The organism is Ectothiorhodospira shaposhnikovii, assembly GCF_016584105.1.
GTDB classification, from domain to species: domain Bacteria; phylum Pseudomonadota; class Gammaproteobacteria; order Ectothiorhodospirales; family Ectothiorhodospiraceae; genus Ectothiorhodospira; species Ectothiorhodospira shaposhnikovii.
Window position 1 is genome coordinate 1 of sequence record NZ_NRSM01000016.1, and the last position, 26,695, is coordinate 26,695.

At 64.0% G+C, this 26,695-nt stretch carries 28 protein-coding genes; 17 read left to right on the forward strand and 11 right to left on the reverse strand.

Annotated elements, in window-relative coordinates; all coding sequences use genetic code 11:
- Positions 1-437 precede the first annotated feature (437 nt).
- The 6 genes from CKO35_RS10225 (at position 438) to CKO35_RS10250 (ending at position 4,917) form a co-directional block, all read left to right on the forward strand.
- The gene (locus CKO35_RS10225; RefSeq protein ID WP_200175573.1) at positions 438-767 is read left to right on the forward strand and encodes a DUF3325 domain-containing protein; all 330 of its coding nucleotides are present in this window, start codon (positions 438-440) and stop codon (positions 765-767) included.
- Positions 768-933: 166 nt separating this feature from the next.
- On the forward strand, positions 934-1,200 hold the full coding sequence (locus CKO35_RS10230; protein WP_200175575.1) for a hypothetical protein: 267 nt from the start codon (positions 934-936) through the stop codon (positions 1,198-1,200).
- 562 nt (positions 1,201-1,762) lie between these two features.
- The gene (locus CKO35_RS10235; protein WP_200175584.1) at positions 1,763-2,422 is read left to right on the forward strand and encodes an anthranilate synthase component II; all 660 of its coding nucleotides are present in this window, start codon (positions 1,763-1,765) and stop codon (positions 2,420-2,422) included.
- Positions 2,419-3,441, forward strand: a complete 1,023-nt coding sequence (gene trpD, locus CKO35_RS10240) for an anthranilate phosphoribosyltransferase (RefSeq protein WP_200175586.1) — start codon at positions 2,419-2,421, stop codon at positions 3,439-3,441. Before CKO35_RS10235 ends, trpD begins: the two co-directional genes overlap by 4 nt.
- 5 nt (positions 3,442-3,446) lie before the next feature.
- A complete protein-coding gene (trpC, locus tag CKO35_RS10245; protein WP_200175588.1) occupies positions 3,447-4,247 on the forward strand; it encodes an indole-3-glycerol phosphate synthase TrpC in 801 nt (266 codons plus the stop codon).
- A gap of 82 nt (positions 4,248-4,329) precedes the next feature.
- The gene (locus CKO35_RS10250; protein WP_200175596.1) at positions 4,330-4,917 is read left to right on the forward strand and encodes a CBS domain-containing protein; all 588 of its coding nucleotides are present in this window, start codon (positions 4,330-4,332) and stop codon (positions 4,915-4,917) included.
- A gap of 154 nt (positions 4,918-5,071) precedes the next feature.
- On the opposite strand, the gene CKO35_RS10255 is transcribed toward CKO35_RS10250, so the two are convergent.
- Positions 5,072-5,275 (reverse strand): cold shock domain-containing protein, encoded by a 204-nt coding sequence (locus CKO35_RS10255; RefSeq protein ID WP_200175598.1) that lies wholly within the window; start codon positions 5,273-5,275, stop codon positions 5,072-5,074.
- A 267-nt stretch (positions 5,276-5,542) separates the two neighbouring features.
- On the opposite strand from CKO35_RS10255, the gene CKO35_RS10260 reads away from it, so the two are divergent.
- From CKO35_RS10260 to CKO35_RS10270, 3 genes are all read left to right on the forward strand, one after another.
- Complete coding sequence (locus tag CKO35_RS10260) at positions 5,543-7,609, forward strand: tRNA(Met) cytidine acetyltransferase TmcA (protein WP_200175600.1); 2,067 nt, start codon at positions 5,543-5,545, stop codon at positions 7,607-7,609.
- Between the two features lie 269 nt (positions 7,610-7,878).
- The gene (gene ilvG, locus CKO35_RS10265; protein WP_200175602.1) at positions 7,879-9,606 is read left to right on the forward strand and encodes an acetolactate synthase 2 catalytic subunit; all 1,728 of its coding nucleotides are present in this window, start codon (positions 7,879-7,881) and stop codon (positions 9,604-9,606) included.
- The gene (locus CKO35_RS10270) at positions 9,603-9,872 is read left to right on the forward strand and encodes an ACT domain-containing protein (protein ID WP_200175604.1); all 270 of its coding nucleotides are present in this window, start codon (positions 9,603-9,605) and stop codon (positions 9,870-9,872) included. Before ilvG ends, CKO35_RS10270 begins: the two co-directional genes overlap by 4 nt.
- A gap of 17 nt (positions 9,873-9,889) precedes the next feature.
- Here the strand turns inward: CKO35_RS10270 and metA are convergent, their stop codons facing one another.
- Positions 9,890-10,963, reverse strand: a complete 1,074-nt coding sequence (gene metA / locus CKO35_RS10275; protein ID WP_200175606.1) for a homoserine O-succinyltransferase MetA — start codon at positions 10,961-10,963, stop codon at positions 9,890-9,892.
- A gap of 50 nt (positions 10,964-11,013) precedes the next feature.
- Positions 11,014-11,868 carry an ATPase gene (locus CKO35_RS10280; RefSeq protein ID WP_200175608.1) on the reverse strand — a complete coding sequence of 285 codons (855 nt, stop codon included), beginning with the start codon at positions 11,866-11,868 and terminating at the stop codon, positions 11,014-11,016.
- Between the two features lie 133 nt (positions 11,869-12,001).
- On the opposite strand from CKO35_RS10280, the gene CKO35_RS10285 reads away from it, so the two are divergent.
- A complete protein-coding gene (locus CKO35_RS10285) occupies positions 12,002-13,906 on the forward strand; it encodes an ATP-binding cassette domain-containing protein (protein ID WP_200175614.1) in 1,905 nt (634 codons plus the stop codon).
- A gap of 7 nt (positions 13,907-13,913) precedes the next feature.
- Here CKO35_RS10285 and CKO35_RS10290 read toward each other — a convergent pair whose 3' ends face one another.
- Positions 13,914-14,465 (reverse strand): SprT family zinc-dependent metalloprotease, encoded by a 552-nt coding sequence (locus CKO35_RS10290; protein ID WP_200175616.1) that lies wholly within the window; start codon positions 14,463-14,465, stop codon positions 13,914-13,916.
- Between the two features lie 301 nt (positions 14,466-14,766).
- On the opposite strand from CKO35_RS10290, the gene CKO35_RS10295 reads away from it, so the two are divergent.
- From CKO35_RS10295 to cspE, 3 genes are all read left to right on the forward strand, one after another.
- Positions 14,767-15,027: a hypothetical protein gene (locus CKO35_RS10295; RefSeq protein ID WP_200175618.1), complete on the forward strand. Its 261-nt coding sequence runs from the start codon at positions 14,767-14,769 to the stop codon at positions 15,025-15,027.
- Positions 14,984-15,424: a hypothetical protein gene (locus CKO35_RS10300; RefSeq protein WP_200175620.1), complete on the forward strand. Its 441-nt coding sequence runs from the start codon at positions 14,984-14,986 to the stop codon at positions 15,422-15,424. Before CKO35_RS10295 ends, CKO35_RS10300 begins: the two co-directional genes overlap by 44 nt.
- A 350-nt stretch (positions 15,425-15,774) precedes the next feature.
- Positions 15,775-15,981 carry a transcription antiterminator/RNA stability regulator CspE gene (gene cspE, locus CKO35_RS10305; RefSeq protein ID WP_008932428.1) on the forward strand — a complete coding sequence of 69 codons (207 nt, stop codon included), beginning with the start codon at positions 15,775-15,777 and terminating at the stop codon, positions 15,979-15,981.
- A 187-nt stretch (positions 15,982-16,168) separates the two neighbouring features.
- Here cspE and CKO35_RS10310 read toward each other — a convergent pair whose 3' ends face one another.
- Both CKO35_RS10310 and rnd read right to left on the reverse strand, forming a co-directional pair.
- A complete protein-coding gene (locus CKO35_RS10310; protein WP_200175622.1) occupies positions 16,169-16,657 on the reverse strand; it encodes an FKBP-type peptidyl-prolyl cis-trans isomerase in 489 nt (162 codons plus the stop codon).
- 84 nt (positions 16,658-16,741) lie between these two features.
- Positions 16,742-17,887 carry a ribonuclease D gene (rnd, locus tag CKO35_RS10315; RefSeq protein ID WP_200175624.1) on the reverse strand — a complete coding sequence of 382 codons (1,146 nt, stop codon included), beginning with the start codon at positions 17,885-17,887 and terminating at the stop codon, positions 16,742-16,744.
- 130 nt (positions 17,888-18,017) lie between these two features.
- Between rnd and CKO35_RS10320 the strand changes: the two genes are divergently transcribed.
- Positions 18,018-18,977, forward strand: a complete 960-nt coding sequence (locus tag CKO35_RS10320; RefSeq protein WP_200175626.1) for a ChaN family lipoprotein — start codon at positions 18,018-18,020, stop codon at positions 18,975-18,977.
- A gap of 10 nt (positions 18,978-18,987) precedes the next feature.
- Here CKO35_RS10320 and mreD read toward each other — a convergent pair whose 3' ends face one another.
- The 3 genes from mreD to CKO35_RS10335 are packed head-to-tail and all read right to left on the reverse strand — an operon-like array spanning position 18,988 to position 21,499.
- Positions 18,988-19,479 carry a rod shape-determining protein MreD gene (gene mreD, locus CKO35_RS10325; RefSeq protein WP_200175628.1) on the reverse strand — a complete coding sequence of 164 codons (492 nt, stop codon included), beginning with the start codon at positions 19,477-19,479 and terminating at the stop codon, positions 18,988-18,990.
- The gene (gene mreC, locus CKO35_RS10330; RefSeq protein ID WP_207143654.1) at positions 19,479-20,399 is read right to left on the reverse strand and encodes a rod shape-determining protein MreC; all 921 of its coding nucleotides are present in this window, start codon (positions 20,397-20,399) and stop codon (positions 19,479-19,481) included. The genes mreD and mreC overlap by 1 nt, the downstream gene beginning before the upstream one ends.
- Before the next feature lie 53 nt (positions 20,400-20,452).
- Complete coding sequence (locus tag CKO35_RS10335) at positions 20,453-21,499, reverse strand: rod shape-determining protein (protein WP_200175630.1); 1,047 nt, start codon at positions 21,497-21,499, stop codon at positions 20,453-20,455.
- Positions 21,500-21,625: 126 nt separating this feature from the next.
- Between CKO35_RS10335 and gatC the strand changes: the two genes are divergently transcribed.
- The 3 genes from gatC to gatB all read left to right on the forward strand — a co-directional run bounded on the left by gatC (position 21,626) and on the right by gatB (position 24,896).
- On the forward strand, positions 21,626-21,913 hold the full coding sequence (gene gatC / locus CKO35_RS10340) for an Asp-tRNA(Asn)/Glu-tRNA(Gln) amidotransferase subunit GatC (protein ID WP_200175632.1): 288 nt from the start codon (positions 21,626-21,628) through the stop codon (positions 21,911-21,913).
- Between the two features lie 65 nt (positions 21,914-21,978).
- A complete protein-coding gene (gene gatA / locus CKO35_RS10345) occupies positions 21,979-23,433 on the forward strand; it encodes an Asp-tRNA(Asn)/Glu-tRNA(Gln) amidotransferase subunit GatA (protein ID WP_200175633.1) in 1,455 nt (484 codons plus the stop codon).
- Between the two features lie 29 nt (positions 23,434-23,462).
- Positions 23,463-24,896 carry an Asp-tRNA(Asn)/Glu-tRNA(Gln) amidotransferase subunit GatB gene (gatB, locus tag CKO35_RS10350; protein ID WP_200175635.1) on the forward strand — a complete coding sequence of 478 codons (1,434 nt, stop codon included), beginning with the start codon at positions 23,463-23,465 and terminating at the stop codon, positions 24,894-24,896.
- Positions 24,897-24,959: 63 nt separating this feature from the next.
- On the opposite strand, the gene CKO35_RS10355 is transcribed toward gatB, so the two are convergent.
- Both CKO35_RS10355 and lipA read right to left on the reverse strand, forming a co-directional pair.
- On the reverse strand, positions 24,960-25,706 hold the full coding sequence (locus CKO35_RS10355; RefSeq protein ID WP_200175637.1) for a HesA/MoeB/ThiF family protein: 747 nt from the start codon (positions 25,704-25,706) through the stop codon (positions 24,960-24,962).
- Positions 25,699-26,688: a lipoyl synthase gene (gene lipA / locus CKO35_RS10360; protein WP_200175644.1), complete on the reverse strand. Its 990-nt coding sequence runs from the start codon at positions 26,686-26,688 to the stop codon at positions 25,699-25,701. The genes CKO35_RS10355 and lipA overlap by 8 nt, the downstream gene beginning before the upstream one ends.
- Positions 26,689-26,695: the final 7 nt, after the last annotated feature.

The window sequence follows — 26,695 nt, forward strand, 5'->3', positions numbered from 1 at the left end:
GTCCGCTACAATTGGACCACTTCATTCCGCCGTGTATCGACGTCGTGCCTTCTTGCTCATGAACACCTCCAATGCATAGCCTACGAGGGCTTAACGGGGTGTCCGCTACAATTGGACCACTTCATAGCGATGCTTGCGCATGCAACAGTGCGACCGAGGGCGCGGGCTTGGGTTGAGCAGTGCTGGCTCGCAGCGGCGGCATTCGCGCTATTGCCTGTGCTGAATGCGCTGACGACCGATCGTCATCTCGGCCAGTCCCTGCCAGAGGGCGACTGGGTGATGGCGGGCTTCGATCTTGCGATGCTGGGGTTGGGGGGAACCTTCGCGGCCATAGCCTGGATGTTGGGGCGCAGGATGCGTTCCGGGCTGTCACACAAGCGCGACGCGAGGTCTTCCCTGATGGTCACGAACACTACGGTTCCCGCGAGGTTAAGTGAATGATGCCGGCCTTTGCATTGTTTTTTTCCTACTCCGGCCTCGTCGCACTTGCGCTGGCCATGGACCGCCATCATCGCCAGATCTGGCAACGCCCCCCATCGCCCCGCGCGCGCCGATTGCTGAATATGGTTGGCATGACCGGCCTCGGCGTGTCGTTCGCACTCAGTGTCGCCCATGCTGGCTGGTCAGTCGGCCCGGCGCTGTGGTTGGGTCTGTTAAGCCTGACTGCACTGGTGATCGTGCTTTTGCTGTCTTACCGACCGCGCTATTTAGTGCCGTCTTCCCTGCTGGCGTGCATCAGGGAAGCGACTGGTGAGTCAGAAGGGTAGGGCCAGCCATGTCCCCTCCTCGGGCTGAGGGCGTGATATCGACTTGCGCGGCTCCTGCGTTATCACGTTGCCGTCGCCAAGGAACTGTACTTCGCCCGTGCGGATGAACGTATGGGTATTGAGCAGTCCCCGCGTCGCGCGCGCTGTGCATGCCCAGGAAGATCTGTTGGAAGTGCAACTGCTTGATCGTAGCGTCCAGAAAAACCGCTTGGCCTGGCCAAGGCATGCGTTGCTCGACGAGTTCAGGCGTGTCCTCGCTATCGCCTCGCAGGTGCAGACGTTGCAATGTTCCGACATCGCCATCCGCCCTCTGGCGGGTACATCACCGACGCTGACGACCTATCTGCTGCGTCGCCAGGGCGATTCTTCCTCGGGGGAGCAAGTTATCAATGCCGCAGGTGGCTGTAGACGGCAAACAGGTGGTGCGTGTTAGAATGGCGCGAACATTGAGTTGCTGTGGAAAACCTTGCTTCCACAAGCACCTTCCCGGTTAATTGAACTGCGGTCTGCCATGACCCGTACCACTTCGATCAACGTTGCTCAGTGGTGGCGCTTCCAGTAGGAAGCGGCACGTTGTTGCGGCCTCGAACCGCACCTTGCCGCCGTATCGGTGGACAAGGTCCAGCAGATGGCCCTCCGGCACGGCGGCTCCAAGACCAAAGGAGATTGCTTGATGCCCTTAACACACGTTGATTCGCTACGCATGCCCCAACCTGGTGGCTGTGTACCCCCGCGCCCTTTGCCGCCACACAGTCTTGTTTCACGATACCCGCTCCCGAGTTCCCGATGGCGCCAATATGTCGTGCGCGTTTGTGACGTGGTTCGACTATCGCCGATTTTTCGCCAGTGATGATCTGTTTTACCTGCGGAACGCCGAGGATGCGCGCCATATGCCCAGCCGGGAGCTGATGGGGGTATTCCACTGCAATCGCTGACCAATTTGCATATCAATTTTGCTATAACTATTTGAATTTAATTAAGATTGAGGGAGTGGAATGAATGAAATCCTGATGATCGACAACTACGACTCCTTCACCTACAACCTGGTCCAGTATCTGGGTGAGCTGGGGGCCGATGTGGAGGTGCGGCGCAACGACGCCATCACCCTGGACGAGATCGAGGCCATGGCGCCGGAGCGGATCTTCATCTCCCCCGGTCCCTGCGCCCCGGATCAGGCGGGCATTTCCCTGGCCGCCATCCGTCATTTTGCCGGCAGGATCCCGATCCTTGGGGTCTGTCTGGGGCATCAGTCCATCGGCCAGGCCTTCGGCGGCCGCATTGTCCATGCCCGCGAGATCATGCACGGCAAGACCTCCCTGATTCACCACAAGGACATGGGGGTGTTCCGGGGCCTGACCGATCCCTTCGAGGCCACCCGTTACCACTCCCTGGTGATCGAGAAGACCTCTTTGCCGGACTGTCTGGAGGTTACTGCCTGGACCGAGACCCCGGACGGGGCCCTGGACGAGATCATGGGGGTGCGTCATCGCACCCTGGACGTGGAAGGCGTCCAGTTCCACCCGGAATCCATCCTCACCCAACATGGCCACGACCTGCTGAGGAATTTCCTGGAGTCCCCGCTGAGGGTTGACCCCTCCCCGGGTGGCCGCAACAATCCGATCACACACGACGACAGGGGGCGGGCCATATCATGAACATGCAGGAAGCCATTCGCGCAGTCACCGAACAGCGTGATCTCAGCGGACCCGAGATGGTCCACGTGATGCGCCAGATCATGACCGGCGAGGCCACCCCGGCCCAGATCGGTGGTTTCCTGGTGGGTCTGCGCATGAAGGGGGAGACGGTGGATGAAGTGGCCGCCGCCGCCTCGGTGATGCGGGAACTGGCCACCCGGGTGGAGGTGGAGGCCGGGCATCTGGTGGATACCTGCGGCACCGGGGGGGATGCCTCCGGCAGCTTCAACATCTCCACCGCCTCCGCCTTCGTGGTGGCGGCCGCTGGCGGGCGGGTGGCCAAGCACGGCAACCGCTCCGTGTCCAGCAAGTCCGGCAGTGCCGACGTGCTGGAGGCCGCCGGGGTCAATCTGGATCTGGGGCCGGAGCAGGTGGCCCAGTGCATCAACCAGGTGGGCGTGGGTTTCCTGTTTGCCCCCAGGCACCATGGTGCCATGAAGCATGCGGTGGGTCCCCGCCGGGAGATGGGGGTGCGCACCCTGTTCAATGTGCTGGGGCCGCTGACCAACCCCGCCGGTGCCCCCAATCAGGTGCTGGGGGTGTTCAGCACCCACTGGCTGGAGCCCCTGGCCCAGGTGCTCAAGCTGCTGGGCAGTCGGCATGTGATGGTGGTGCACGCGGAGGACGGCCTGGACGAGATCAGCATCGGCGCACCCACCCGGGTGGCGGAGCTGCGTGACGGCGAGGTGACCAGCCGTATCATCGCCCCCGAGCAGTTCGGCATGCAGCGTACCCCCCTGGACGCCATCCGGGTGGATGGTGCCGAGGAGAGCCTGGCCCTGATCCGTCGGGTCTTTGCCGGCGAGCCGGGGCCGGCCCGTGACATCGTCATGCTCAATGCCGGGGCCGCCATCCACGTGGCGGGCCTGTCGGACTCCATGGAGGCGGGAATCCGCCATGCCGGCGAGGTAATCGACAGCGGGGCCGCCGCGGCCCGCATGGATGAGCTGGCCCGTGTCTCCCAATCCCTGAAGGCGTGAACCCCATGACCGATACCCCCGATATTCTCAGGAAGATCCTGGCCCGCAAGCGTGAGGAGGTGGCAGAGCGCAGCGCCCGGACCTCCCTGGAGGATCTGGTCCGTTTCGTGGACGCCGCGCCGGCGGTGCGTCCCTTCCTGCAGGCCCTGGAGGACCGCGTGAACGCCGGGCGTCCCGCGGTGATCGCCGAGATCAAGAAGGCCAGTCCCAGCAAGGGCTTGCTGCGGGAGGACTTCGACCCGGTGGCTATCGCCCGTACTTATGAGCAGCACGGTGCCGCCTGTCTGTCGGTGCTGACGGACCATGACTTTTTCCAGGGCCATGAGGCCTATCTGGAAGCCGCCCGCGCCGCCTGTGCCCTGCCGGTGCTGCGCAAGGACTTCATCATCGACCCCTATCAGGTCTACGAAGCCCGGGCGATGGGGGCTGACTGCGTGCTCCTGATCGTGTCCGCCCTGGACGATACCCAATTGTCTGAATTGCTCAAGCTCTCCCATGACCTGGGCATGAACGTCCTGGTGGAGGTCCATGATGCTCCCGAGCTGGAACGTGCCCTGGCCCTGGATGCCTGCATCATCGGCATCAACAATCGCAGCCTGCGGACCTTCGAAACCCGCCTGGACACCACGCTGGATCTGCTGGCAATGATGCCGAAGAACCGACTGGTAGTGACGGAGAGCGGCATTCACACCCCGGAGGATGTGGCCCGCATGCGCCGGGCCGGAGTGCACGCCTTCCTGGTGGGAGAAGCCCTGATGAAGGCGCCGGACCCAGGCCTGCAGTTGCGCGCCCTGTTCGATGCCTGATCCCTGAGCCGTGCTAGACTCGCTGTTAACGAAGGCGACATAACAACAAGGCCGGGTTTCCCGCCATGATCAGGAGGTTTTGATGGCTCGATACACTCTCGTTCCTTCCCACGCCCTCACTGACGATGCGGTGGTACATCGCTTCCGTCAGGGGTTGCCGCAGCGGGTCACCATGGAAGACCCGGCCGTGGATGTGATGACGGACTTTCGTCGGGTGGAGGCCGTCACCGTCTCTCCCGAAGCCGCCATGGACGCTGCGCTGCAGAAGATGATCCACTCCGGTGTGCGTCTGCTGATCGTGGTTTCCGACGACGACCAGATCCAGGGCGTGGTCACTGCCCGAGACATCCTGGGCGAGCGCCCGGTGAAGGTGGTGTCCGACGAGCGCATCGCCCACAATGAACTGGCGGTCAAGCATGTGATGACTCACCGCAACGACATCAGCGCCATTGATCATTATGACGTGGTGCTGGCACGGGTCGGGGATATCGTTGCCACCCTGCGGGAGGCCGGGCGTCAGCATGGTCTGGTGGTGGAGTTTGAAAATGGCCGCGAAGTGGTGCGTGGCGTGTTCTCGCTGACCCAGATCGGGCGTCAGCTGGGGGTGGAGATCTCCGCCGAGGGGCCAGTGCAGAGCTTTGCCCAGATCGAGAAGCTGCTGAACCGATAAGGTGCATTGCAACTGTAGGTATAAAGCCGGTACATGTAAATCATGTAAATAAAGAACCCCGCCACTGGCGGGGTTCCTGTCTGCGGATTCGGTGCATGCCAACCCGACGGATCAAATGGGATCCGTGCGGATCAGGATCCAGCCATCCCTGACGTCAGGCAGGCTTGACGTTGGAAGCCGCCAGGCCTTTCGGGGTCTTCTGGGTTTCAAAGGTCACCTTCTGGCCTTCGGCCAGGGTCTTGAAACCGCTCCCCTCGATTGCGGAGAAGTGGACAAAGATATCCTTGCCACCGTCGTCGGGCGTGATGAAACCAAAGCCCTTGCCTTCGTTGAACCACTTCACGGTACCGGTCAGCACTGCGTATTACCTCATGGAAAAAAATACACTCGCAGCGTTCCTGCCGGACCCGTCGTCGGTAGATTGCCTTGAAAATACAGGCTGACTTCCGTGCATGGTAATTAACAGGGCAACTGCGCTTCTCATCATACGCCCGACCTTGACGGGGCGCCATCACTAATTTGCCCTGATTGTTTTTCAATTTCGTGATGTATGTGCGGAAATTGCAAACTTCGTCACAAACAGGACGGTTGCCCCGTTGCTTCCTGCTTCACCGGAAATGTACCCATGCCGCCAGCTTTCATTCTTCATCGCCGCTTGATCTGTCTGGAGGCCCTTGAGGCTTCACTGGATGTCAAAGTGGCGCAGTGGTGCGCTGCCCTGCCTGCCGACAGCCGGGTGGCCTGGGTCGGGGGGGCGCCTCCGGTGGCTGTCGAGCATGTGCCGTTGCCCCAGGCCGACAGCCTGCTGGGCAGGGATCTGGATGCCCTGGTCTTCGATGCCTCTGCCGGGCTGTCCGCCGATGCCCTGGGCGCCGCCTCCGGGGCGTTGCGGGGAGGGGGTGTCCTGCTGCTGATCCTGCCTGCCGCCAAGAACCCTCCAGCCTCCCTGTTCCTGCAGCGTTTCCGGCAACAACTGCATCGTGCCGCCGTGCCGTTCCCTGGACCGGGCGCGGCCGTGTCATCATGGCCCGTACCCCAGGAGCGGCCACCTCAAGATCCGGCTGGGGACCCCTGCCGGACCGAAGATCAGCGCGATGCCGTGCAGGCCGTCAGGGATCTTGCCGAAGGACGGGCCGCGTCGGTACTGGTGATCACGGCCGATCGCGGCCGCGGCAAGACCGCGGCCCTGGGCATTGCCTCGGCACGACTCATGATGGCCTCCCGGCCCGATGGTGATGGCATTCATATCGGTGTGACGGCACCCCGGCTCTCGGCCTTGGGACCACTGTTTGAGCAGGCGAAGGGGCTGCTCCCCGCCACCGCAGTACACGAGCCGGGGCGGCTGCGCCTGGGAGGCTCGACATTGCAATATGTCCCGCCCGATGGTGTCCCCGACCCGGTCCCGGATCTGATGCTGGTGGACGAGGCCGCGGGCATCCCCGTGCAGTGGCTGGATCAGTGGCTCACCGTCTGTCTGGCGGCTCGCCGTCCCATCGCCTTCACGGGAACCATTCACGGCTACGAGGGGGGAGGGCGGGGATTTGCCGTGCGCTTTCGCCGCACCCTGGCGCGGCGCGTGCCCGATACCCGTTACCTGCATCTGGAAACCCCTGTGCGCTGGGCCGTGGATGATCCGCTGGAGGCCCTCATGGCCCGCTGTCTGCTGCTGGACGCGGAGGCGGCGGAGGATGGGGCCATGACCGATGCCCGGCCCGGGACCTGTGAGCACAAAGCCTTTTCCCGCGAGCAACTGGCTGCGGACGAGGCCCTGCTTGGAGATATTTTCGGTCTGTTGACCCTGGCCCATTACCGCACCCGTCCGTCGGATCTGCAGCGGATGCTGGATGACCCGGCCCTGAAGGTGGTTGGCCTGGTGCATCGGGGGCGGGTGGCCGCCGTGGCCCTGCTGGCGGATGAAGGTGAACTGGGGGCGGGGCTGTGCCGGTCCGTCTGGGCGGGAGAGCGACGTCCCCAGGGGCATTTTCTGCCCGTGAGTCTGATGCTTTACGGCGACATGCCGCCCTCGGGGGGGCTGCTGCGCTATCGCCGCGTGGTGCGCATTGCCGTCCATCCCGCCGCCCAGGGGCGGGGATTGGGCACTGCCCTGTTGCAGGGCCTGGTCGAGGAGGCACGGGAGGCGGGCATCGACCTGATCGGGGCGGGTTTCGGCGGGACGGCCCCGTTGCTGCGTTTCTGGATCGGGCAGGGTTTTTGTCCGGTGCGGGTGGGGGTGAAGCCGGAAGTGAGCAGCGGGGGCTGGGCGGTGACCGTGCTGCAGGCCCTGACCGCGGAAGGGCAGGGGGTGCTGGACCCGGTGCATGCCGGATTTGGCCGCACCCTGCCGATGCTGCTGTCCGATCCCCTGCGGGGGATGGCGCCGGATCTGGCGGCCGGCCTGTTCCACGGCCTGAAGCTTCCGCCCCTGTCCGCTGAAGATCGCCGGGTAATTGCCGCCTTTGCCCGGGGACGACGGGTCTATGAGGCCTGCCTGCCCGCTCTCCATGCCGGCGTGATTCGCGGCCTGGCGGCGTCCTCCGCACCCCTGGCGGAGGACCACGGGGATGTCCTGGTGATGCGGGTGATCCAGCAGCGTCCCTGGGAAGTGGTGGCCGGGCATCTGGGGGTGTCCGGGCGCAAGCCGGTGATCGCTGCGCTGCGCCGTGCCGTTGCCGGCCTGCCGGATGATGGCTGAGCGACGGATTTTTTCTTGCGCTCATCGTCGTGTCTGCCTAATATCGAACTCAAGCTCTCACCAAACCCCGAGCACTCCAGACACATGATTCACAGTGTAGTCAGCTTCCTGGTACTGGTAGTCGTGGACACACCACGGCCCGGGGGCTTATTGCGCTGACGATCCAGCAACACTGATCAGAATCCAAAAAACCCCGGGCCTTGAAACCCGGGGTTTTTTATTGCCCATGACTTTTTCGTCAACCGACATCACCGCAGGAGATATCGCCCATGCCCGCCGACGCCGACACCGCTTCACCCCACCCAATGTCGGACAGCCCCACCCGAAATGGTGCCTGGGTGGTTCTGGAGGTGCTCAAGCGCCATCGGGTGGAGACGGTGTTCGGCTATCCCGGCGGCGCCATCATGCCCCTCTACGATGCCATGGCCCAGGATGCCGCCCCCATCCGCCATATTCTCACCCGCCATGAGCAGGGGGCGGCATTTGCCGCCAATGGCCATGCCCGCGCCAGCGGTCGTCTGGGTGTCTGCATCGCCACCTCCGGACCCGGCGCCACCAACCTCATCACCGCCGTGGCCGACGCCCACATGGACTCCATTCCCCTGCTGGTGATTACCGGCCAGGTACCCACCGGCCTGCTGGGCACCGATGCCTTCCAGGAGACCGATGTCCTGGGGCTGACCTTGCCCATCACCAAGCACAGCTATCTGGTGCGTCATGTGGACGATCTGGAAGCCGTCCTGGAAGAGGCCATTCATCTGGCTCAGGAAGGGCGCCCCGGTCCGGTATGGGTGGATATCCCCAAGGACGTGCAGCTGGCCCCCGCCCAACTGTCCTCCGGTTCGGCTCTCGGGCACCGGACATCCGGCGAGGCCGAGACACCGGACGAGGCGGCACTGGCCCGCGCCCTCGACCTGCTGGGGGCCGCCCGGCGACCGGTGATCTATGCCGGTGGCGGTGTCGCCCTGGGCCATGGGGTGGCGGCGTTTCGTGATTTCGTCGCCCGTACCGGCGCGCCGGTGGTGACCACCTTGAAGGGGGTCGGTCTGCTGCCGCCCGATGATCCCCTCAATCTGGGCATGCTGGGCATGCATGGCGCCCCCTGTGCCAACCGGGCGGTGCAGGCCTCGGACCTGTTGCTGGTGGTGGGTGCCCGTTTCGATGACCGTGCCACCGGCCGCCTGGCGGCCTTCGCCCCCGACGCCCGGGTGATCCACCTGGATGTGGATGCGGCGGAAATGGCCAAGCTGCGGGCACCTGAAGTGGCCCTGGTGGGGGATCTCAATCAGTGGCTGCCGCGCCTGGCCCTGCCGCTGTCCATTGATGACTGGCGCGAGCGGTGTGCCCGTTCCCGCCGGACGGAGGGGTTCAGGTTGCCGCCGGAGCGGCCCGAGGGCGGTTTCCCGGCCCTGCGGTTCCTGGATGCCCTGTCCCGCCGGGCCGGGGATCAGACCTATGTGGCCTGTGACGTGGGGCAGCACCAGATGTGGGTGGCCCAGTATTACGGTTTCCATCATCCCCGTCGGCACCTGACCAGTGGTGGCCTGGGTGCCATGGGCTTCGGCCTGCCGGCGGCCATCGGTGCCCAGCTGGCCCACCCCGACGCCCGGGTGATCAACGTCAGCGGTGACGGCTCCTTCATGATGAACGTGCAGGAGTTGGCCACCCTGGGTCGCTACGGACTGCCGGTGAAGATCGTGCTGTTCGACAACCAGTACCTGGGCATGGTGCGTCAGCAGCAGGAACTGTTCTACGAGGGCCGCCTGTCCTCGGTGGATCTGTCCGACAACCCGGATTTCGTCCAGGTGGCCCGGGCCTTCGGCATTCCGGCCCGCCGCTTCGAGGGCGCGGATGCCATGGAGGCGGCCATCCGGGCCTGTCTGGAAACCCCCGGGCCGTTGCTGCTGCACCTGCCCATTGAACGTGAACAGAACGTCTGGCCCATCGTCGGGCCGGGCATGTCCAATGACCAGATGATTCAGGAGGATGTGGCATGAGCCATCAGTTCCAGTTGTTCGCCCGCCCGGCCGAGGGCAGCCTTGAGCGGATCCTGCGCACCGTGCGTGCCCGCGGGTTCGAGGTGCAGGACATGAACGTGCGCCTGGAGGGCGGGCGTTACCACGTGCGCCTGCGGGTGGCCGGTCGGCGGGACCCGGGGATGTTGGCCCGGCAGCTGGAAAAGCTGTGGGATGTGGAACACCTGGCGGCCCTGCAGGCGGCGCCGGAGGCCCGCGAGTCCCTGGGCCGGGTGAGCGCGGCGTAGCCGGGAGCGGCTACGGCTCAGGCCTTCACACGCCCCAGCGGATCATCCGGGTCCACCTCGTCGCGAAACGGTTTCTTGCGGTCGATGTGGGTGTACTGGTAGACGTTGCCCATCCAGTTGTTGATGACGGCCTCGGCGGTGTCGTGCCAGGTGTTGTCCAGGTGCTCGCAGATGAGCTGTTCCGGAAAGTCGGGGGGTGTGGTGCCCCGTTTCAGGGCCAGGTCCAGGCGGTCCCGGTATTCTTCCAGGATCGCCTGACTGCGGGGACAGAAATAATTGTCCACGAAGGGCGGGTAGTCCTTGCGCTCGCCCCGGGCATAGCGGGCCACCTCCCGCTTGTATTCCTTGAGCAGGCTGATGATGTCGTACTCCGGATGCCCCTGGAAGAAGACGATGCGGAACTCGTCCTCGCTCACCGCCAGATGCACCCCGGCCTCCTCGCTTTCCACCAGCACCTTGAGTCCGGCGGCCTCGAACTGCTGCCGTGAGATGTGGTTGAAACGGGAGTGGGGCACGTCGAAGCGGGTATTGACCCCGGCCACCAGGGGGTGGGTGCGATCCACCACCCGGTGGGGGTAGACCCCCCAGCGCTTGAAACCCAGCGGACTGCGGGTCTGGCCGTAGCGGAACTGCATCACCGCGTGGGTGGCCAGGCAGGAGCACAGGGTGGAGGTGACATTGGCATGGGCCCAGTCGATGACCTGGGCCAGCGGTTCCCAGAAGGGCTCCAGGGACAGGTCCGGCTGGGTGACGTTGGCGCCGGTGATGATGAGGGCGTCCAGCCCCTGTTCCTGGATCTTTTCCAGCGGTTCATAGTACCGGGCCACATGCGCCCGCCCCTGGGGACCCCGTTCCAGGGCGTCCAGGGTGAAGGGATGGATGTAGAACTGGGCAATCTGGTTACTTTCCCCCACCAGACGGCAGAACTGGCGCTCCGTGGCCGCCAGGGCGGCATCGGGCATCATGTTCAGCAGCCCGATGTGCATGGCGCGGATGTCCTGCTTGAGGGCATAGTCCGAAGGCAGCACCGTCTGACCTTCCTGCTTCAGGCGCGAGAAGGTGGGCAGTTCCGAATGGGCAACGAGCGGCATGGCGGGTGTCCTGACTGCGGGTTTGACGGGAGGGGTCGAAGGCCGTGGCGTCAGCGCTCCGGGCGCTGGCTGTCCAGGGCCTGTTCGATCAGACTGTTGAAATCCGCTTCGGTGCGGACCTGGGCGATGGCATCGGAATTGATGGTGTAGCCATAGCGCCTGGCCAGGGTCTCGTAGCGGGGCAGACGATCCCGGAACAGGCGCGGGAAGGTCCAGCGCACAAAATCGTCCGGATCCATTTGGGCCACGTATTCCAGCTGCTTCTCTTCCAGATAGCGGGCCAGCTCCCGATCCAGGAAGTCTTCCCGGTAATACAGGGGCTTGGGGCTTTCCTCGGCGCGGCGGATCAGTTCCTGCTCGTTGGCCTCGGTGGCCTTGATGTAGATGATCAGGGTGTGTTCCGCCAGCAGTTCCATGACGCCGGGGTCATCCAGTTCGCAGACGCTGCCGCCGGCGTCGTTGATGACGTGATCGAAACCATAGATATCCTGGGCCTTGAGGATGAACTCGGGCACATCGCGCATGGCGGCCACTTCGGCGTCATGGTGCAGGCGTTGGCGGCGCTTGAACTCCCCCAGGGAGAGGCCGCCCCGTTCGGGATTGCCCAGCTTGCCGAGAAAGCTGGAGACCGGCTGCAGGTTGTCCACCGACAGGTTATTGACGATGCTGATGGAGTCGGAGCGCAGCAGTTCCTTGAGAAAGGGAATGTGCATCACCTGGCGCTTGATGTTGTCCAGGATCGGCTCATCCAGATAGCGGCTGCCGATACGGTAGTCCCCGGAGAAGTGAAACCAGTGGGCGCGGCGGAGCTGGTGGGCGAGGCGGGTCTTGCCCACGCCGGACATGCCCAGCAGGGTGATGGACTTGTTCTTCCAGTGCCGGTATTCGGAGGCCGTGAGTCTCAAGGGGGGATTCCGTCATTGATGAATGGATCAGGCCGCATTTTACGGGATACGCCTGAAAAGTGGCGATCCTCGCCGCCCCGATCCCCGTATCTGCCCTGCGTTACAATGGGGTTTTACTTTCCGGATACTCTCCATGCCTCTGCTCGTCTTTCGCAATATCAAGCTCGGTTTCGGTCAGCATCACTTGCTGGACGGCGTGGATCTGTCCATCGAGCCGGGGGAGCGCCTGTGCCTGGTGGGGCGCAACGGGGTGGGCAAATCCACCTTCATGCGCCTGATCACCGGCGACATGCAGGCCGATGACGGCGAGATCGTGCGTCGGGACGGTCTCAGGGTGGCCATGCTGGAGCAGGCGGTGCCGGAGGGGCTCGGCGGTAGTGTCTTCGATGTGGTGGCCGACGGGCTGGGCAATGTGGGCGAACTGGTGCGTCGCTATCACCGGCTGGTGCATGACCTGGGCGAGCGGCCCGACGACACCCAGGCGCTGCAGGCCCTGGAGCGCTGCCAGCATGAACTGGAGGCGGTGAGCGGCTGGACCCTGGAGCAGCGGGTGGAGACGGTGCTGTCACGCCTGGAACTCCAGGGGGAGGTGCCCTTCGACAGTCTTTCCGGTGGGCTCAAGCGCCGCGTGTTGCTGGCCCGCGCCCTGGTGACGGCGCCGGACCTTCTGCTGTTGGACGAACCCACCAACCATCTCGACGTGGATGCGATCCAGTGGCTGGAAGGTTTTTTGCTGGGATTCGAGGGCAGCCTGCTGTTCATCACCCATGACCGGGCTTTTCTGCGCCGTCTGGCGACCCGCATCATCGAGCTGGATCGGGGCCGGCTCACCAGTTGGCCCGGTGACTATGACACTTACCTGCAGCGCAAGGCCGAGGCCCTGGAGGCGGAGGAACGCCAGAACGCCCTGTTCGACAAGAAACTGGCCCAGGAAGAGGTCTGGATTCGCCAAGGGATCAAGGCCCGGCGGACCCGCAACGAGGGCCGGGTGCGCGCCCTCAAGGCCCTGCGGGCCGAACGATCCGAGCGTCGGGAGCGTCTGGGCACCGCCCGCCTGCAGACCCAGTCGGCGGCCCCTTCCGGACGCATCGTGGTGGAAGCCGAGAACCTGTGCTTCAGCTACGCCGGGAAACCGGTGATCCGTGACTTCTCCAGCCTGATTCTGCGGGGTGACAAGGTGGGCATCATCGGTCCCAACGGGGTGGGGAAGACCACATTGCTGCGGTTGTTGCTGGGCCAGTTGCAGCCCGAAGGGGGGCGGGTCCGCCAGGGGACGCACCTGGAAGTGGCCTATTTCGATCAGCACCGGGCCGCCCTGGACGAGGAGGTCAGCGTGGTGGACAACGTGGGCGAGGGTCGTGACCGGGTCACCGTGGGCGGCGAGAGTCGCCATGTGCTGTCCTGGTTGCAGGACTTCCTGTTCGAGCCGGCCCGTGCCCGCCAGCCGGTGAAGGCCCTTTCCGGAGGTGAGCGCAACCGCCTGCTGCTGGCCAAGCTGTTCACCCGGCCCGCCAACGTGCTGGTGCTGGACGAACCCACCAATGATCTGGATGCGGATACCCTGGAGATGCTGGAGTCCCGTCTGGTGGAGTTTGACGGCACGGTGCTGGTGGTGAGCCATGACCGGGACTTTCTGGATAATGTGGCCACCAGCGTCATCGCCTGGGAAGGGGATGGGCGTTTCCAGGAATATGTGGGCGGTTACAGTGACTGGCTGCGTCAGTGCCCGGCTCCCAGGGCGGTGCCCGCCGAGCCGGCGCGGCCGGCGGCTGCGCCCGTGCCGGCACCGAAACCGGCGGCACCAAGGGCGGTGAAACTCAGTTACAAGGAGCAGCGGGAACTGGAGGCGTTGCCCCAGCGGATCGAGACCCTGGAAGAGGCGCTGGCGGGGATTCAGGCCACCCTGGGCGATCCCACTTTCTATCAGCGCGGCGGTGACGAGATTGCCGCCATGCAGTCGGCCCTGGCGGACAAGGAAGCGGAACTCAATGCCGCCTATGCCCGTTGGGAAGACCTGGAAGGGCGTTCCAGGGGATAGTTTTGCATCAGGCCGACTTTTTCTTCGGTGCGCCCCCATCCGCGTCGGGATCGAACCGGAGCTTGTCTCCACAACTGCGGCAGTAGTAGATCCGTTCTCCCCGCTGGGCGTTGCCATGTCGTCGCACCCCCAGGGCATAAACCCGGCAGGTACAACGGTAGGGGTAGGTCCTGACCTGCCGGGTGGGGATCAGGCTGAGATCGGTGTCATGGGTGACGCGAGGCTCGAATCCCAGTCTCGTCATCACTTCCCGCCATTCCGGGCCATGGGGGCGGCGGCGTCCGGAACCCAGGCCGAAACGGCGGTAGATCACGCTGTGGGCCACTTCATGGGCGATGGTGTCCGGAAAATGATTGTGCCAGTCCAGGGCAAAGATGTGCGGATTGAAACGCAGGGATTCCCGGCCCGCCGTGACCCGCCATTGCCCCGCCGCCCGTCCACGTAGATCCAGGCGTACCTCGGGAGGTGTTTCCTGAAGCCGGTAGAGTCGTGCCGCCCGTGCGTACAGTTCCAGGGCCTTGTCCTGAATATGTTGTTGTTGTTCGGGATTGAGGGGCATGGGCGGTCAGCATTCGGATGATTCGAAGGCCGATTGTGAAGCGGGGTTGGCAGGATCGCAACGGCTGGTTTCGACATCGGCTTGTTGTCCGTGCTCGGGAATGCTTGCTGTAGCTGTTATGGAGTCATCAATGTCAGTGAACACCGGGGAAGTCTCCCGCTGTCAGTCTGTGATCGGGTTCCCGCCTTCGCGGGAATGACGGGAATGACTTGTTCAGGTTCGGGAATGATCCGTTCAGATTGTGGCATGACTTGTTCGGGCACTTATCCTGAACAATCCTTAGTTTTGAAGGTGTGCCGTCATGCTGGCGGTTGCCGGATTTTCTGAACTGGTGAATGGGGCTGTCGGTGGTTTTGACATTTGTAATGGGGTCGCGGAAAATGCTGGCCACTCAAGGAAGAGTCTATTCCGGCTGTATCAATCAAACATGCAAAAGCGCATCGGGGGTTTGGAGTCCGGTGCTTTTTTTGTTTTCGAATTCTCGAAGCAGAAGATCTCTGTTGCAGGAGTTGTAAGAAATGAACAAGACTTTGGACAGCATGTCTGCCGAAGAACTCTTTGAGCTGGCCCGCCAGCGGGAAGAGCAGGAAAAAGAGCTTGCGGCACAGGAGCGCCGTGAACAGTTGGAAGCCCTTCAGACACGGCGCAAGGAGGTGCTGGCACGTCAGGCGGCCGAACTGGCTGCTATCGACAAGGAGATCAAGTCTCTGGGCGGGCGTACGACGTCACGTCGCAAGCGTGCGGTGAAGGCAGGGGCGAGCCGCAGTATCGGTGCCTCCAATCTGAGTCGCATGGTGGTGGAGCTTATCAATGAGCAGGGCGAGATGACCACCAAGGAACTGAAGAGCAAGCTTGAGTCCCAGGGCGTGGAGCCTCGCAATATCAGCCAGACCCTGGCTTACCTCAAGCGTAATGGTCGTGTACGCAACACGGGGCGGGGAGTCTACGCCGCCGCTTGAGGCCGGCACAATGGATGGCTTCGGGAGAGGGAGCAAGGTCTCCCGGGGCCACCCCTGGATCGGTTTCAGGGCATGTGGCAGGGTGGCGAGGGATTTTTTTAGCATTTATGCGAGCTGCTTCCGTTTGGGTTCTGTCTCGGCAACGACTTGATGCTAGAGAAAAAATCCTGATTTTAACTGGGGATTTTGCCTGGGCGGGGTGGTTTGGAGCGCATAACGCTATGGCATGTGGGCCACTAAGCGGATAGACTGGCTCCTGTGTGGTGGTGCAGGTTGTCCGTTTTACGTCGGCACGGGGACCGCTGCATGGAGCTGTAGTTAACTTGAAAGATCAGATTGAGGTTTAGTCAATGTCTACCGGTACTGTTAAGTGGTTCAATGAAACGAAGGGTTTTGGCTTTATCGCCCCTGCGGACGGCGGTGCCGACGTGTTCGTGCATTATTCGGCCATCAACTCCGATGGCTTCAAGACCCTGGCCGAAGGCCAGAAGGTCAACTACCAGGTTCAGCAGGGTCCCAAGGGCCTGCAGGCCGTCAATGTGACCATCGACGCCTGAGTTCTGTCCTTGCCTGAGCTGGGGCCTGCGTCTTGCGGGTCCCAGCTTTTTTTATGCCCTTTTCATGCCGGGGCAGTGACAGTCCACACCGAGCCTCTCTGATCCCGGCTGGACAGAGGCGTGTTCATTCCCTCCCTCCCCGGCCGCAAGGGCGCTTCCCTGCACCCTCCGCTTCCGTATCGCCTTATTAATGGTCGTTGGCTGCGCCGGCTCCGTGGGCATGGCCATGGTCCAGTTCTTCCGGAGTGGCGTCCCGTACCTCATGGATTTTCACCTGGAAGTTCAGGGTGACACCCGCCAGAGGATGATTGGCGTCGATCACCACATCGTCCCCGTCGATGGCGGTGATGGTGACCACCTGCATGCCGCCGTTGTCACCGCCGGCATGAAACTGCATCCCCACCTCCAGTTCATCCACCCCCTGGAACTGACTGCGATTGAGGGTGTGAACAAGGCTGTCGTCCCGCTCTCCATAGGCCTGTTCGGGAGTTACTTTCACTTCCAGTTCATCGCCGGCCTGCTTCCCCTCCAGGGCCTTTTCCAGCCCCGGAATGATGTTGCTGGCGCCGTGGAGATAGGCGAAGGGGGCCTGTTCGGATGACTGGTCGATCACGCGGCCTTCTTCGTCGGTAAGCGTGTACGCAATGCTGACTACCTTGTTGCTGCCGATCTGCATGAGGCCGATCCTCTGATTTTGAATGAACCGCCAGTCTAACGCGCCTGGCATGTATAGATCACCTGCGGGACCATAATAACCCTGTCAGTCCAGGTGCAATTGTCCCGACTTCACCCGCATGGCGCGTTCTCCCTGCAACCATTGCTGCAGGGTCTTGCCCGCCAGGCGGGCGCGCCAGCCCTTGAGCAGGGGGCAGTCTGCATTGCCGGCGACCAGGCTTTCCACATCTTTGCGGGTGGCAATGGCCGCCGGGCTGATATCGTTCTGCTGGGCCTGATGACGCAGCAGTCCCATGGCCACGTCCGCCAGGGCCTCCTGGGCCGGTGAGAGCTGGATTCTGGGCGGCAGTACGGGCCATGCCTCTTGCGGGCAGGACAGACCCGTGCGCACCAGATCCAGCAGGGTCTGGCCGTGTCGGCGCAGGGTCTGTTCCTGCAGTCCCCGGATACGCTCCAGGTTTGCCGGGGTGGACGGCTTGCGGCGAGCCAGATCCAGGATCACCTCGTCCTGCAGTAACCAGCGGCGGGGACGATCTGCCCGCATGGCCTCCTGCTCGCGCCAGCGTGCCAGTTCCCGTGCGATCGCCAGCTGGATGCCGCGCAGGGTGTTGATGCCCTTCAGGCGGCGCCACATGGTGTCCGGGGCCGGCTCGTAGCTGGCCGGGTCGGCGAGGCGCGCGAAGTCTTCTTCCAGCCAGGGCAGGCGGCCGCTGCGTTCCAGTCCGTCGTGGATCAGGGGGTAGGCCTGGGCCAGATAGCGGACATCATCCGCCGCATAGGCCAGTTGCTCGGGGTCCAGTGGACGACGGGCCCAGTCGGTGCGGGAATGGCCCTTTTCCAGTTCCACCTGCAGTACGGCCTGGATCAGCTTGCCGTAACCGATCTGATCGCCGTGACCCAGCAGGGAGGCGGCCACCTGAGTATCGAATATCGGCGCGGGCACGGTACCGTCCCGGTGGTAGAAGATCTCCAGGTCCTGTCCCGCGGCGTGCAGGACCTTGAGCAGATCGGGACGCCGGAGCAGCCGGTCGAGCGGGGCCAGGTCTTCCAGGGCCAGCGGGTCGATGCAGGCCACCAGGTCAGGGGTGGCAACCTGGATCAGGCAGAGCTGGGGATAGTAGGTCTTTTCGCGGATGAACTCCGTGTCCAGGGCAAGCCAAGAGCAGGCTTCCAGCTCGCGGCAAAGGGCTTCGAGGGCCTCGGGGGTGTCGATGAAACGTGCATGGTCCATGGATGGGTCACGGTCTCCTGCCGGAGGCAAGTGTTGGCTCCGGTCTGTGGGCTTGGCCTGGCGGGCCTTCGGGGCAATAGTATACCGTTGACATCACCACCTTCCCTTCGGTTGCACAAGGATCCTGCCCATGTCTTTGCATCGATGGTCGTTCCATTGCCTGCTGTTGATCGCCCTGTTTCTGCCGGTGCCGGTCTGGTCCGGAGAGTCGTGGCTGGCGCCTCATCTTCAGGACCACCCGCTGGTGGGGCAGCGCTGGTCCCACCATGATCCGCTCGGGGATGTCGGCACGGACCTGATCGCCGACCTGCGACGGGCGGATTTTCTGCTGCTGGGGGAGGTCCACGGCAATCCGGATCATCATCGTCTGCAGCTGGCCCTGGTGGAGGCGATGACGGATCTCAAGCCGGCCCTGGTGTTCGAGATCTTCGATCTGGAGGATCAGCCGGCCATTGATGCCTATCGGGCCGAGGAGGGGCATGATGCGGATGAGTTGGCGGAGCGGGCCGGGGTGATGGGGCGGCAGTGGCCTTGGGACGAGTACCGGGCGCTGGTGCAGCATGCCCTGGACCATGGGTTGCCGATCATCGCCGGGAATCTCTCCAGCAGTGACGCCCTGGCGGTGGCCCGCGAAGGCTTCCAGGCGCTGGATCAGGCCCCGGCGGAACTGGGGCTGGACGCGCCGTTGCCCGAGACGGCCCTGTCGACCCTGACCCGGCGCATCCTGGATGCGCACTGCGGTTATCTGCCCGAGGCCCGGGCGTCAGGCATGGTCGACGCCCAGCGCGCCCGGGATGCCTACATGGCCCGGCGCATGGCGGCGGTGACAGGGCGGCCGGTCATCCTCATTGCAGGCAGTGGTCATGTCCGGCTGGATCATGGGGTACCCCTCTATCTGCATCGGCAGGTCCCGGAGCGGACGGTGCTGAGTCTTGCCTTTGTGGAGGTGAGGGAAGAGGCGGCGTCGATGGCCGACTATGCCTCCGCCACACCCCAGGCCCATCACTGGGTCTGGTTCACGCCGAGGTTGCGCATCACCGATCCCTGTGATGACTTTCGTGAACAGCTGGAACGGATGCGGTCGGGTTGATCCGGGGCACTCAGGCCAGGCTCAGGCACCAGCGGCGGCGTATCCGCCGCAGGAGTACGAAGATCAGCGGCCAGAGCAGGGTGCTGGCGGCCAGCGGGGCCCAGTACAGCCAGGTACCCGGCGCATGCCCGGTGATGCCGTAGACCCACAGTACCATCAGCTTGAACAGGGCGAGCAGGGCGCCGACGGTGATGGCCTGTTGCCACAGGGGGTAGACCCGGATTCGCTGATGCAGGCGGATGCTGATCCAGGCGATCAGCGCCATGGCCAGGGCGTGCTGGCCCAGCAGGGCGCCCTTGGTCACATCCAGCAGCAGGCCGAGGATCCAGGCGGTACCCACGCCCACCCGCCGGGGCAGGGCCATGTTCCAGTAGATGATCGTCATGGCGACCCATTCCGGGCGCCAGGGGGTGGCCCAGTCAGGCAGAGGGATGATTGTCAGTACGAAGGCCACAAGAATGGTCAGAGGGATGACCAGCAGCAGGCCCCGGATCTTGTCCATCAGTCGTCCTCCGCGGGCGCTGTGGTGTCTGGATCCGTTGCATGGGTTTCCCCCTCTGCCGGCCACAGCAGCAATACTTCCCTGGAGCGATCCAGCCGGGCCAGCGGTCTTGCCTCCACGAGTGCAAAGGCCTCTCCGGAGGGGCGGTCGACCCGGGTGATTTTTGCCACCGGATAATCGGCAGGGAATCGTCCGCCCAGGCCTGATGTGCTGATGATGTCACCGGGTTCTATGTCCTCGCTGGGTGGGATGAACCTGAGTGACAGGCGTTCAGGATGACCGGTGCCCACAGCCAGCGTACGCAGACCGGTACGGTTGACCTGTACCGGCAGTGCGTGACTGGGATCGGAGATCAGCAGGGCGACACTGTGCATGGCGTTGACTTCCAGGATCTGCCCCACCACCCCGGCGGCATTGATCAGGGGTTGTCCGGCGTAGACACCGTGAAAATGTCCCTTGTTGACCAGAATCTGTTGCCGGAAAGGGTCCAGATCCACGGATAGCAGTTCCGCGATCACCACTTGTTCCCGCAATCGAGAGGATGTGTCCAGAAGTTCCCGCAGACGGGCGTTCTCTGTTTCCAGAGCCTCAAAGCGCAGCAGCAGGCTGCGCATCCTGAACTGCTCTTCACGCAGCGCCCGATTTTCCGCGATCAAGGTCTGATGGGTGGAAAACTGTTCCATCATCCAGTCACCGGCCCTCACCGGCAGGTCCGCCAGATATTGCACGGGATATACCAGCAGGGCGAGGGTGGTTCTGGCCTGCTGCAGGTGATGATGGCGGTGATCAAGGGTCATGATCACCAGGGACAGAATCACGCACAGCGCCAGCCGGAAAGCGGGAGAAGGTCCCAGATTGAAGAGCGGCTGTTTGATGGCAGGCCCTCCTGCGGGAACGTATCTCTGGTGGCTTGGGGACAACAGTCATGCCCCGCCGGCTGTAATGGGCTGGAGGATGTCAGGTTGTCGGGTGTTTATTCGATGGAAAGGAAGTCCGCGCCGTGTTCGTCCAGCATCTCCAGCACCTTGCCGCCGCCGCGGGCGACACAGGTGAGGGGATCATCTGCCACCACCACGGGGATGCCGGTTTCCTCCATCAGCAGGCGGTCCAGATCCCGCAGCAGGGCGCCGCCGCCGGTGAGCACGATACCTCTTTCCGCCACATCGGAGCCCAGCTCGGGGGGCGTCTGTTCCAGTGCGGTGCGTACGGCACTGACGATACCGTGCAGGGGTTCCTGCAGGGATTCCAGGATTTCGTTGCTGTTGAGGGTGAATGCGCGGGGCACGCCCTCGGCCAGGTTGCGGCCCTTGACCTCGATCTCCAGCAGTTCCTTGCCCGGGTAGGCGGAGCCGATTTCGTGCTTGATGCGTTCGGCCGTGGCCTCGCCGATGAGGATGCCGTAATTCCGGCGTACATAGGAGATGATGGAGTCATCAAAGGTGTCCCCACCGATGCGCACGGAGGCGGAATAGACGATGCCGTTGAGGGAAAGCACCGCCACTTCGGAGGTGCCGCCGCCGATGTCCAGCACCATGGCACCACGGGCCTCGTCCACCGGGATGCCCGCGCCCACGGCGGCGGCCATGGGTTCTTCCATCAGGTAGACCTTGCGGGCGCCGGCGCCGGCGGCGGATTCACGGATGGCACGTCGCTCCACCTGGGTGGCGCCGCAGGGCACACAGACCAGCACGCGGGGGCTGGGCCGGAACAGATGGTTGCTGTGGACCTTGCGGATGAAGTGCTGCAGCATCTTCTCGGTGGTGGTGAAGTCGGCGATGACGCCGTCCTTCATCGGGCGGATGGCCTGGATGTTCTCCGGCGTCCGGCCGATCATCTTCTTGGCGGACGAGCCCACCGCCTCGATGGAGCGGGGGCCGCCGGGACCACGGTCCTGGCGGATGGCCACGACGGAGGGTTCGTTGAGCACGATACCCTTGCCACGCATGTAGATCAGCGTGTTGGCGGTGCCAAGATCAATGGAGATGTCGTTGGAGAGGAGACCGAGTATGCGGCTGAGCATGATGGTTTTGGGGCGTCGCCTGCGAAAGGCGCTACTCTAGCAACCGGGGGATACTTTGGGCAAGGCATGGACTGTGCTACTTTAATCGGCTTAACAACGAATATCGGACACATTCCGGAGCGCGCCATGTCCCTGTCACAAGAACAGGTCAAGAAGATCGCCCACCTGGCACGATTAAACGTGCGGGAAGAGGACCTGGATACCTACGCCCGCACCCTGTCGGACATCCTTGACTTCGTGGAGCAGATGGAGGGCGTGGATACCGAAGGCGTGGAGCCGATGGCCCATCCCCTGGCACTGTCCCAGCGCCTGCGCGCCGATGCCCCCACCGAGCCGGACCGACGGGCGCATTTCCAGCGCATCGCCCCGGCGGTGGAGGACGGCCTCTACCTGGTACCCAGGGTCATAGAATGATCAGGGATGGTGGCCTGCTGCAGCCGGCCTGACCTGCCCAACGGCCTTCAAACACGGAATTTCCCATGCACGACAAGACCATCGCTGAACTTGCCGCCGACCTCAGGGACGGCAAAGTGTCCAGTGTTGAACTCACCGGGCACTATCTGCGGCGCATTGAATCCCTGGACAATCGCCTCAACAGCCTGATCACCGTCACCGCGGAGCAGGCCCTGGAGACGGCCCGGGCCGCCGACGCCGCCCGGGCCAGGGGCGAGGCCGGGCCGCTGACCGGCGTGCCCATCGTCCACAAGGACATCTTCTGTACCGATGGCGTGCGGACCTCCTGTGGTTCCCGCATGCTGGACAACTTCATTTCCCCCTACGATGCCGGTGTGGTGGAGCGCTTCAAGGCCGCCGGCTGCCCGGTGCTGGGCAAGACCAACATGGACGAGTTCGCCATGGGGTCTTCCAACGAAACCAGTTACTACGGTCCGGTGAACAATCCCTGGGACACCCAGAGGGTACCCGGTGGCTCCTCCGGGGGTTCCGCCGCCGCGGTGGCGGCCCGCCTCGCCCCGGGAGCGACGGGGACCGATACCGGCGGCTCCATCCGCCAGCCGGCGGCCCTGACCGGCATCACCGGCCTCAAGCCCACCTACGGACGGGTCTCCCGCTGGGGCATGATCGCCTTTGCCTCCAGTCTGGACCAGGGCGGCCCCATGGCCCGTACCGCCGAGGACTGCGGCCTGATGCTCAACGTCATGGCCGGTTTCGACGAGCGGGATTCCACCAGCCTGGAGCGCCCGGCTGAAGACTTCAATGCCCGCCTTAATACCACCCTCAAGGGCCTGAGGATCGGCCTGCCGCGGGAGTTCTTCGGCGAGGGCATGGATCCGGGCGTGGCCCGGGTGATCGATGAGGCCATTGATTTCTACAAGAAGCTGGGGGCTGAGTTCGTCGAGGTGGCGTTGCCCCATTCCGGTCTGTCGGTGCCGGTCTACTATGTGGTGGCGCCGGCGGAGTGTTCCTCCAACCTGGCGCGTTTTGACGGCGTTCGCTACGGTTACCGCTGCGAGGACCCCAAGGACCTGATGGACCTCTACATGCGCTCCCGGGGGGAAGGCTTCGGACCCGAGGTGCAGCGCCGCATCATGGTGGGCACCTATGCCCTCTCGGCCGGGTATTTCGATGCCTATTACCTCAAGGCTCAGAAGATCCGTCGCCTGATCGCCGACGATTTTCGCCAGGCCTTCGAGCAGGTGGATGTGATCCTGGCGCCCACCACCCCGACCACCGCCTTCCGCCTGGGTGAGAAGACCGCCGACCCGGTGACCATGTACCTGTCGGACGTCTACACCATCGCGGTCAATCTGGCCGGACTGCCGGCCATGTCCCTGCCCGCCGGTTTTTCACAGGGACTGCCCGTGGGCATGCAGCTGATCGGCAACTATTTCGACGAGGCTCGCCTGCTGGGAGTGGCCCACCAGTACCAGCTGGGCACCGAGTGGCATCAGATGGCCCCCGCGGGCTTTGAATAACTGTTTAGCAGACCTGGGGTCTCATAATTATGGAATGGGAAACGGTCATCGGGCTGGAAATCCACGCCCAGCTGTCCACGAAATCCAAGATCTTTTCCGGCGCTTCCACCGCCTACGGTGCCGAGCCCAACACCCAGGCCTGCGCGGTGGATCTGGGGTTGCCTGGAGTGCTGCCGGTGCTGAACCGGGAGGCGGTGGGCATGGCCGTCAGGTTCGGTCTGGCCATCGGTGCGCCCATTGCGCCCCGTTCGATCTTCGCCCGCAAGAACTACTTCTATCCGGACCTGCCCAAGGGGTATCAGATCTCCCAGTATGAGTTGCCCGTGGTGGGGCGCGGTCAGGTGGAAATCGAGCTGGAAGACGGCGAGAGCCGCACCATCGGTGTCACCCGGGCTCACCTGGAAGAAGATGCGGGCAAGAGTCTGCACGAGGATTACCACGGCATGACCGGGGTGGATCTGAACCGTGCCGGCACCCCCTTGCTGGAGATCGTCTCCGAGCCAGACATGCGTTCCGCCCGCGAGGCGGTGGCCTACATGAAGAAGATCCATGCCCTGGTGCGCTATCTGGAGATCTGCGACGGCAACATGCAGGAAGGCTCCTTCCGTTGTGATGCCAATGTGTCCGTGCGCCGCAAGGGCACCGAGAAGTTCGGCACCCGGGCCGAGATCAAGAACCTCAATTCCTTCCGGTTTCTGGAGCGGGCCATCAACTTCGAGGTGGAGCGTCAGATCGACATCCTGGAAGGCGGCGGCGCGGTGGTGCAGGAGACCCGCCTGTTCGATCCGGACAAGGGCGAGACCCGCTCCATGCGTTCCAAGGAGGAGGCCAACGACTATCGCTATTTCCCCGATCCCGATCTGTTGCCCCTGGACATCGAGCCCGCCTTCATCGAGCAGGTCCGAGGCTCCCTGCCGGAGCTGCCGGACGAGAAGAAGCACCGCTTCATGAGCGATCACGGCCTGTCCGCCTATGATGCCGGCGTACTCACCGCCAGTCGGGAAATGGCCGAATACTTCGAGCAGGTGGCGGCCGCCGTGGAAGGGCAGGCCAAGCTGGCGGCCAACTGGGTGATGGGGGAGCTGGCCGGCGCCCTCAACCGGGAAGGTCGGGAGATCACCGACAGCCCCGTCTCCGCCGAGGCCCTGGGGGGACTGCTGCGACGCATCCAGGACAACACCATCTCCGGCAAGATCGCCAAGGAGGTCTTCGAGGCCATGTGGGCCGGCGAGGGTGACGCGGATCAGGTGATCGAGCACAAGGGGCTCAAGCAGATCACCGATACCGGTGCCATTGAGCAGGTGATCGATCAGGTGATCGCTGACAATCCTTCCCAGCTGGAGCAGTATCGCAGCGGCAAGGACAAGCTGTTCGGCTTCTTCGTCGGTCAGGTGATGAAGCGTACCGGCGGCAAGGCCAACCCCGCGCAGGTGAACGACTTGCTCAAGCAGAAGTTGTCCTGACACTGTTCAGGCCCCTCTCCCCAAGGGGGGAGGGGCCGGGCGAGGGCAAGCCAGGGCTGTCCCTCACCCACCCCCGCCGCAGACGGTGCAGTCGGGGTCTTTTTTCACCCGGATGCTGCGCCATTCCATCGCCAGGGCATCCAGCAGCAGCAGGCGTCCCCGCACCGTGGGCAGGCCCAGCAGCAGTTTCAGGGCCTCGGTGGCCTGCAGTGTCCCCATCACCCCCGGCAGGCTGGCCAGGACCCCGTTGCGGCTGCAGGTTTCGGCGGTTTCCTCGCCTTCCCCGTAGAGACAGTGATAGCAGGGGCTGTCCGCCACCTGGGGCTCGAACACCGACAACTGCCCCTCCAGCCGGATCACCGCCGCCGATACCAGCGGGGTGCCCGTGGCCACACAGGCCCGGTTGACCGCAAAACGGGTGGCGAAGTTGTCGGAACAGTCCAGCACCACGTCCACATCACCCATGGCCCGGGCCAGGGCATCCCCCGCCAGGGCCTGGTCGATGCAGGTCACCTGCACCAGGGGATTGATCCCGGCAATGGATTCCGCGGCCGAGGTTACCTTGGGCCGGCCGATGCGGTCGGTGCGATGGATGACCTGGCGTTGCAGGTTGGACAGATCCACCCGGTCGAAGTCCACCAGGGTGAGACGGCCCACGCCGGCGGCGGCCAGATACAGGGCCACGGGACTGCCCAGCCCCCCCAGGCCGATGATCAGGGCATGGGATTGCCCCAGCCGCTCCTGACCCTCGTAGCCCACCTGGGGCAGCAGGATCTGGCGGCTGTAGCGCAGCAGGATCGGGTCATCCATGACCGGCGGGATCCCGTGTGCCGGCACCCAGGCCATAGGCGGCCGCCTGCTGGTCCGCATGATAGGAGGAACGCACCATGGGGCCGCTGGCCACCTGGGAGAACCCCAGCCCGTAGGCCACCTGGGCCAGACGCTCGAATTCCTCCGGGGTGACGAACCGGCTCACCGGCAGGTGGTGCCGGGAGGGTTGCAGGTACTGACCCAGGGTCAGCATCTCGCAGTCATGGTCCCGCAGATCCCTGAGCGTGGCCTCCACTTCCTCCGACGTCTCCCCCAGGCCCAGCATGAGTCCCGACTTGGTGGGGATGTCCGGGTGCCGGGCCTTGAAGGCCTTGAGCAGGGTCAGGGACCAGGCGTAGTCGGCGCCGGGACGGGCCTGTCGATACAGCCGCGGGACGGTCTCCATGTTGTGGTTGAAGACGTCCGGCGGGGCCTGGTCCAGGATCTCCAGAGCGATCTCCATGCGGCCGCGAAAGTCCGGTACCAGGATCTCGATGCGGATATCCGGGCACAAGGCACGGGTCTCGCGGATGCAGTCGACGAAATGGGCGGCGCCGCCGTCCCGCAGGTCGTCCCGGTCCACCGAGGTGATGACCACATAGCGCAGACCCATGGCCTGCACCGTGCGGGCCAGGTTCACGGGTTCTTCCGGATCCAGGGGGTTGGGGCGGCCGTGGGCCACGTCGCAAAAAGGGCAGCGCCGGGTGCAGATGTCACCCATGATGATGAAGGTGGCGGTGCCGTGGCCGAAACACTCCCCCAGGTTGGGGCAGGCCGCTTCCTCGCAGACGGTATGCAGGTGGCTGTCCCGCAGTACCCGCTTGAGGCGTTGAACCTCCGGGCTGCCCTGGGCCCGGGCGCGAATCCACGGTGGCTTGCGCTGGACCTGGGTGGTGGGGGCTACCTTGACCGGGATGCGGGCCACCTTGTCGGCGGCACGCAGCTTCTCACCCCGGGAGGGGCGATGGGGGGTGTGGCTCATGGTATGT

Excerpts from the sequence above, each read along its gene's own strand:
- CKO35_RS10285 (WP_200175614.1), top strand. The coding sequence starts at position 12,002 with ATGCCTCTGCTCGTCTTTCGCAATATCAAGCTCGGTTTCGGTCAGCAT.
- CKO35_RS10320 (WP_200175626.1), top strand. The coding sequence starts at position 18,018 with ATGTCTTTGCATCGATGGTCGTTCCATTGCCTGCTGTTGATCGCCCTG.
- CKO35_RS10270 (WP_200175604.1), top strand. The coding sequence starts at position 9,603 with ATGAGCCATCAGTTCCAGTTGTTCGCCCGCCCGGCCGAGGGCAGCCTT.
- CKO35_RS10250 (WP_200175596.1), top strand. The coding sequence starts at position 4,330 with ATGGCTCGATACACTCTCGTTCCTTCCCACGCCCTCACTGACGATGCG.
- CKO35_RS10235 (WP_200175584.1), top strand. The coding sequence starts at position 1,763 with ATGAATGAAATCCTGATGATCGACAACTACGACTCCTTCACCTACAAC.
- gatC (WP_200175632.1), top strand. The coding sequence starts at position 21,626 with ATGTCCCTGTCACAAGAACAGGTCAAGAAGATCGCCCACCTGGCACGA.
- cspE (WP_008932428.1), top strand. The coding sequence starts at position 15,775 with ATGTCTACCGGTACTGTTAAGTGGTTCAATGAAACGAAGGGTTTTGGC.
- mreD (WP_200175628.1), bottom strand. The coding sequence starts at position 19,479 with ATGGACAAGATCCGGGGCCTGCTGCTGGTCATCCCTCTGACCATTCTT.
- CKO35_RS10260 (WP_200175600.1), top strand. The coding sequence starts at position 5,543 with ATGCCGCCAGCTTTCATTCTTCATCGCCGCTTGATCTGTCTGGAGGCC.
- rnd (WP_200175624.1), bottom strand. The coding sequence starts at position 17,887 with ATGGACCATGCACGTTTCATCGACACCCCCGAGGCCCTCGAAGCCCTT.
- CKO35_RS10225 (WP_200175573.1), top strand. The coding sequence starts at position 438 with ATGATGCCGGCCTTTGCATTGTTTTTTTCCTACTCCGGCCTCGTCGCA.
- gatA (WP_200175633.1), top strand. The coding sequence starts at position 21,979 with ATGCACGACAAGACCATCGCTGAACTTGCCGCCGACCTCAGGGACGGC.
- trpD (WP_200175586.1), top strand. The coding sequence starts at position 2,419 with ATGAACATGCAGGAAGCCATTCGCGCAGTCACCGAACAGCGTGATCTC.
- trpC (WP_200175588.1), top strand. The coding sequence starts at position 3,447 with ATGACCGATACCCCCGATATTCTCAGGAAGATCCTGGCCCGCAAGCGT.
- ilvG (WP_200175602.1), top strand. The coding sequence starts at position 7,879 with ATGCCCGCCGACGCCGACACCGCTTCACCCCACCCAATGTCGGACAGC.
- CKO35_RS10355 (WP_200175637.1), bottom strand. The coding sequence starts at position 25,706 with ATGGATGACCCGATCCTGCTGCGCTACAGCCGCCAGATCCTGCTGCCC.
- CKO35_RS10310 (WP_200175622.1), bottom strand. The coding sequence starts at position 16,657 with ATGCAGATCGGCAGCAACAAGGTAGTCAGCATTGCGTACACGCTTACC.
- CKO35_RS10290 (WP_200175616.1), bottom strand. The coding sequence starts at position 14,465 with ATGCCCCTCAATCCCGAACAACAACAACATATTCAGGACAAGGCCCTG.
- CKO35_RS10295 (WP_200175618.1), top strand. The coding sequence starts at position 14,767 with ATGCTGGCGGTTGCCGGATTTTCTGAACTGGTGAATGGGGCTGTCGGT.
- metA (WP_200175606.1), bottom strand. The coding sequence starts at position 10,963 with ATGCCGCTCGTTGCCCATTCGGAACTGCCCACCTTCTCGCGCCTGAAG.
- gatB (WP_200175635.1), top strand. The coding sequence starts at position 23,463 with ATGGAATGGGAAACGGTCATCGGGCTGGAAATCCACGCCCAGCTGTCC.
- lipA (WP_200175644.1), bottom strand. The coding sequence starts at position 26,688 with ATGAGCCACACCCCCCATCGCCCCTCCCGGGGTGAGAAGCTGCGTGCC.
- CKO35_RS10300 (WP_200175620.1), top strand. The coding sequence starts at position 14,984 with ATGAACAAGACTTTGGACAGCATGTCTGCCGAAGAACTCTTTGAGCTG.
- CKO35_RS10335 (WP_200175630.1), bottom strand. The coding sequence starts at position 21,499 with ATGCTCAGCCGCATACTCGGTCTCCTCTCCAACGACATCTCCATTGAT.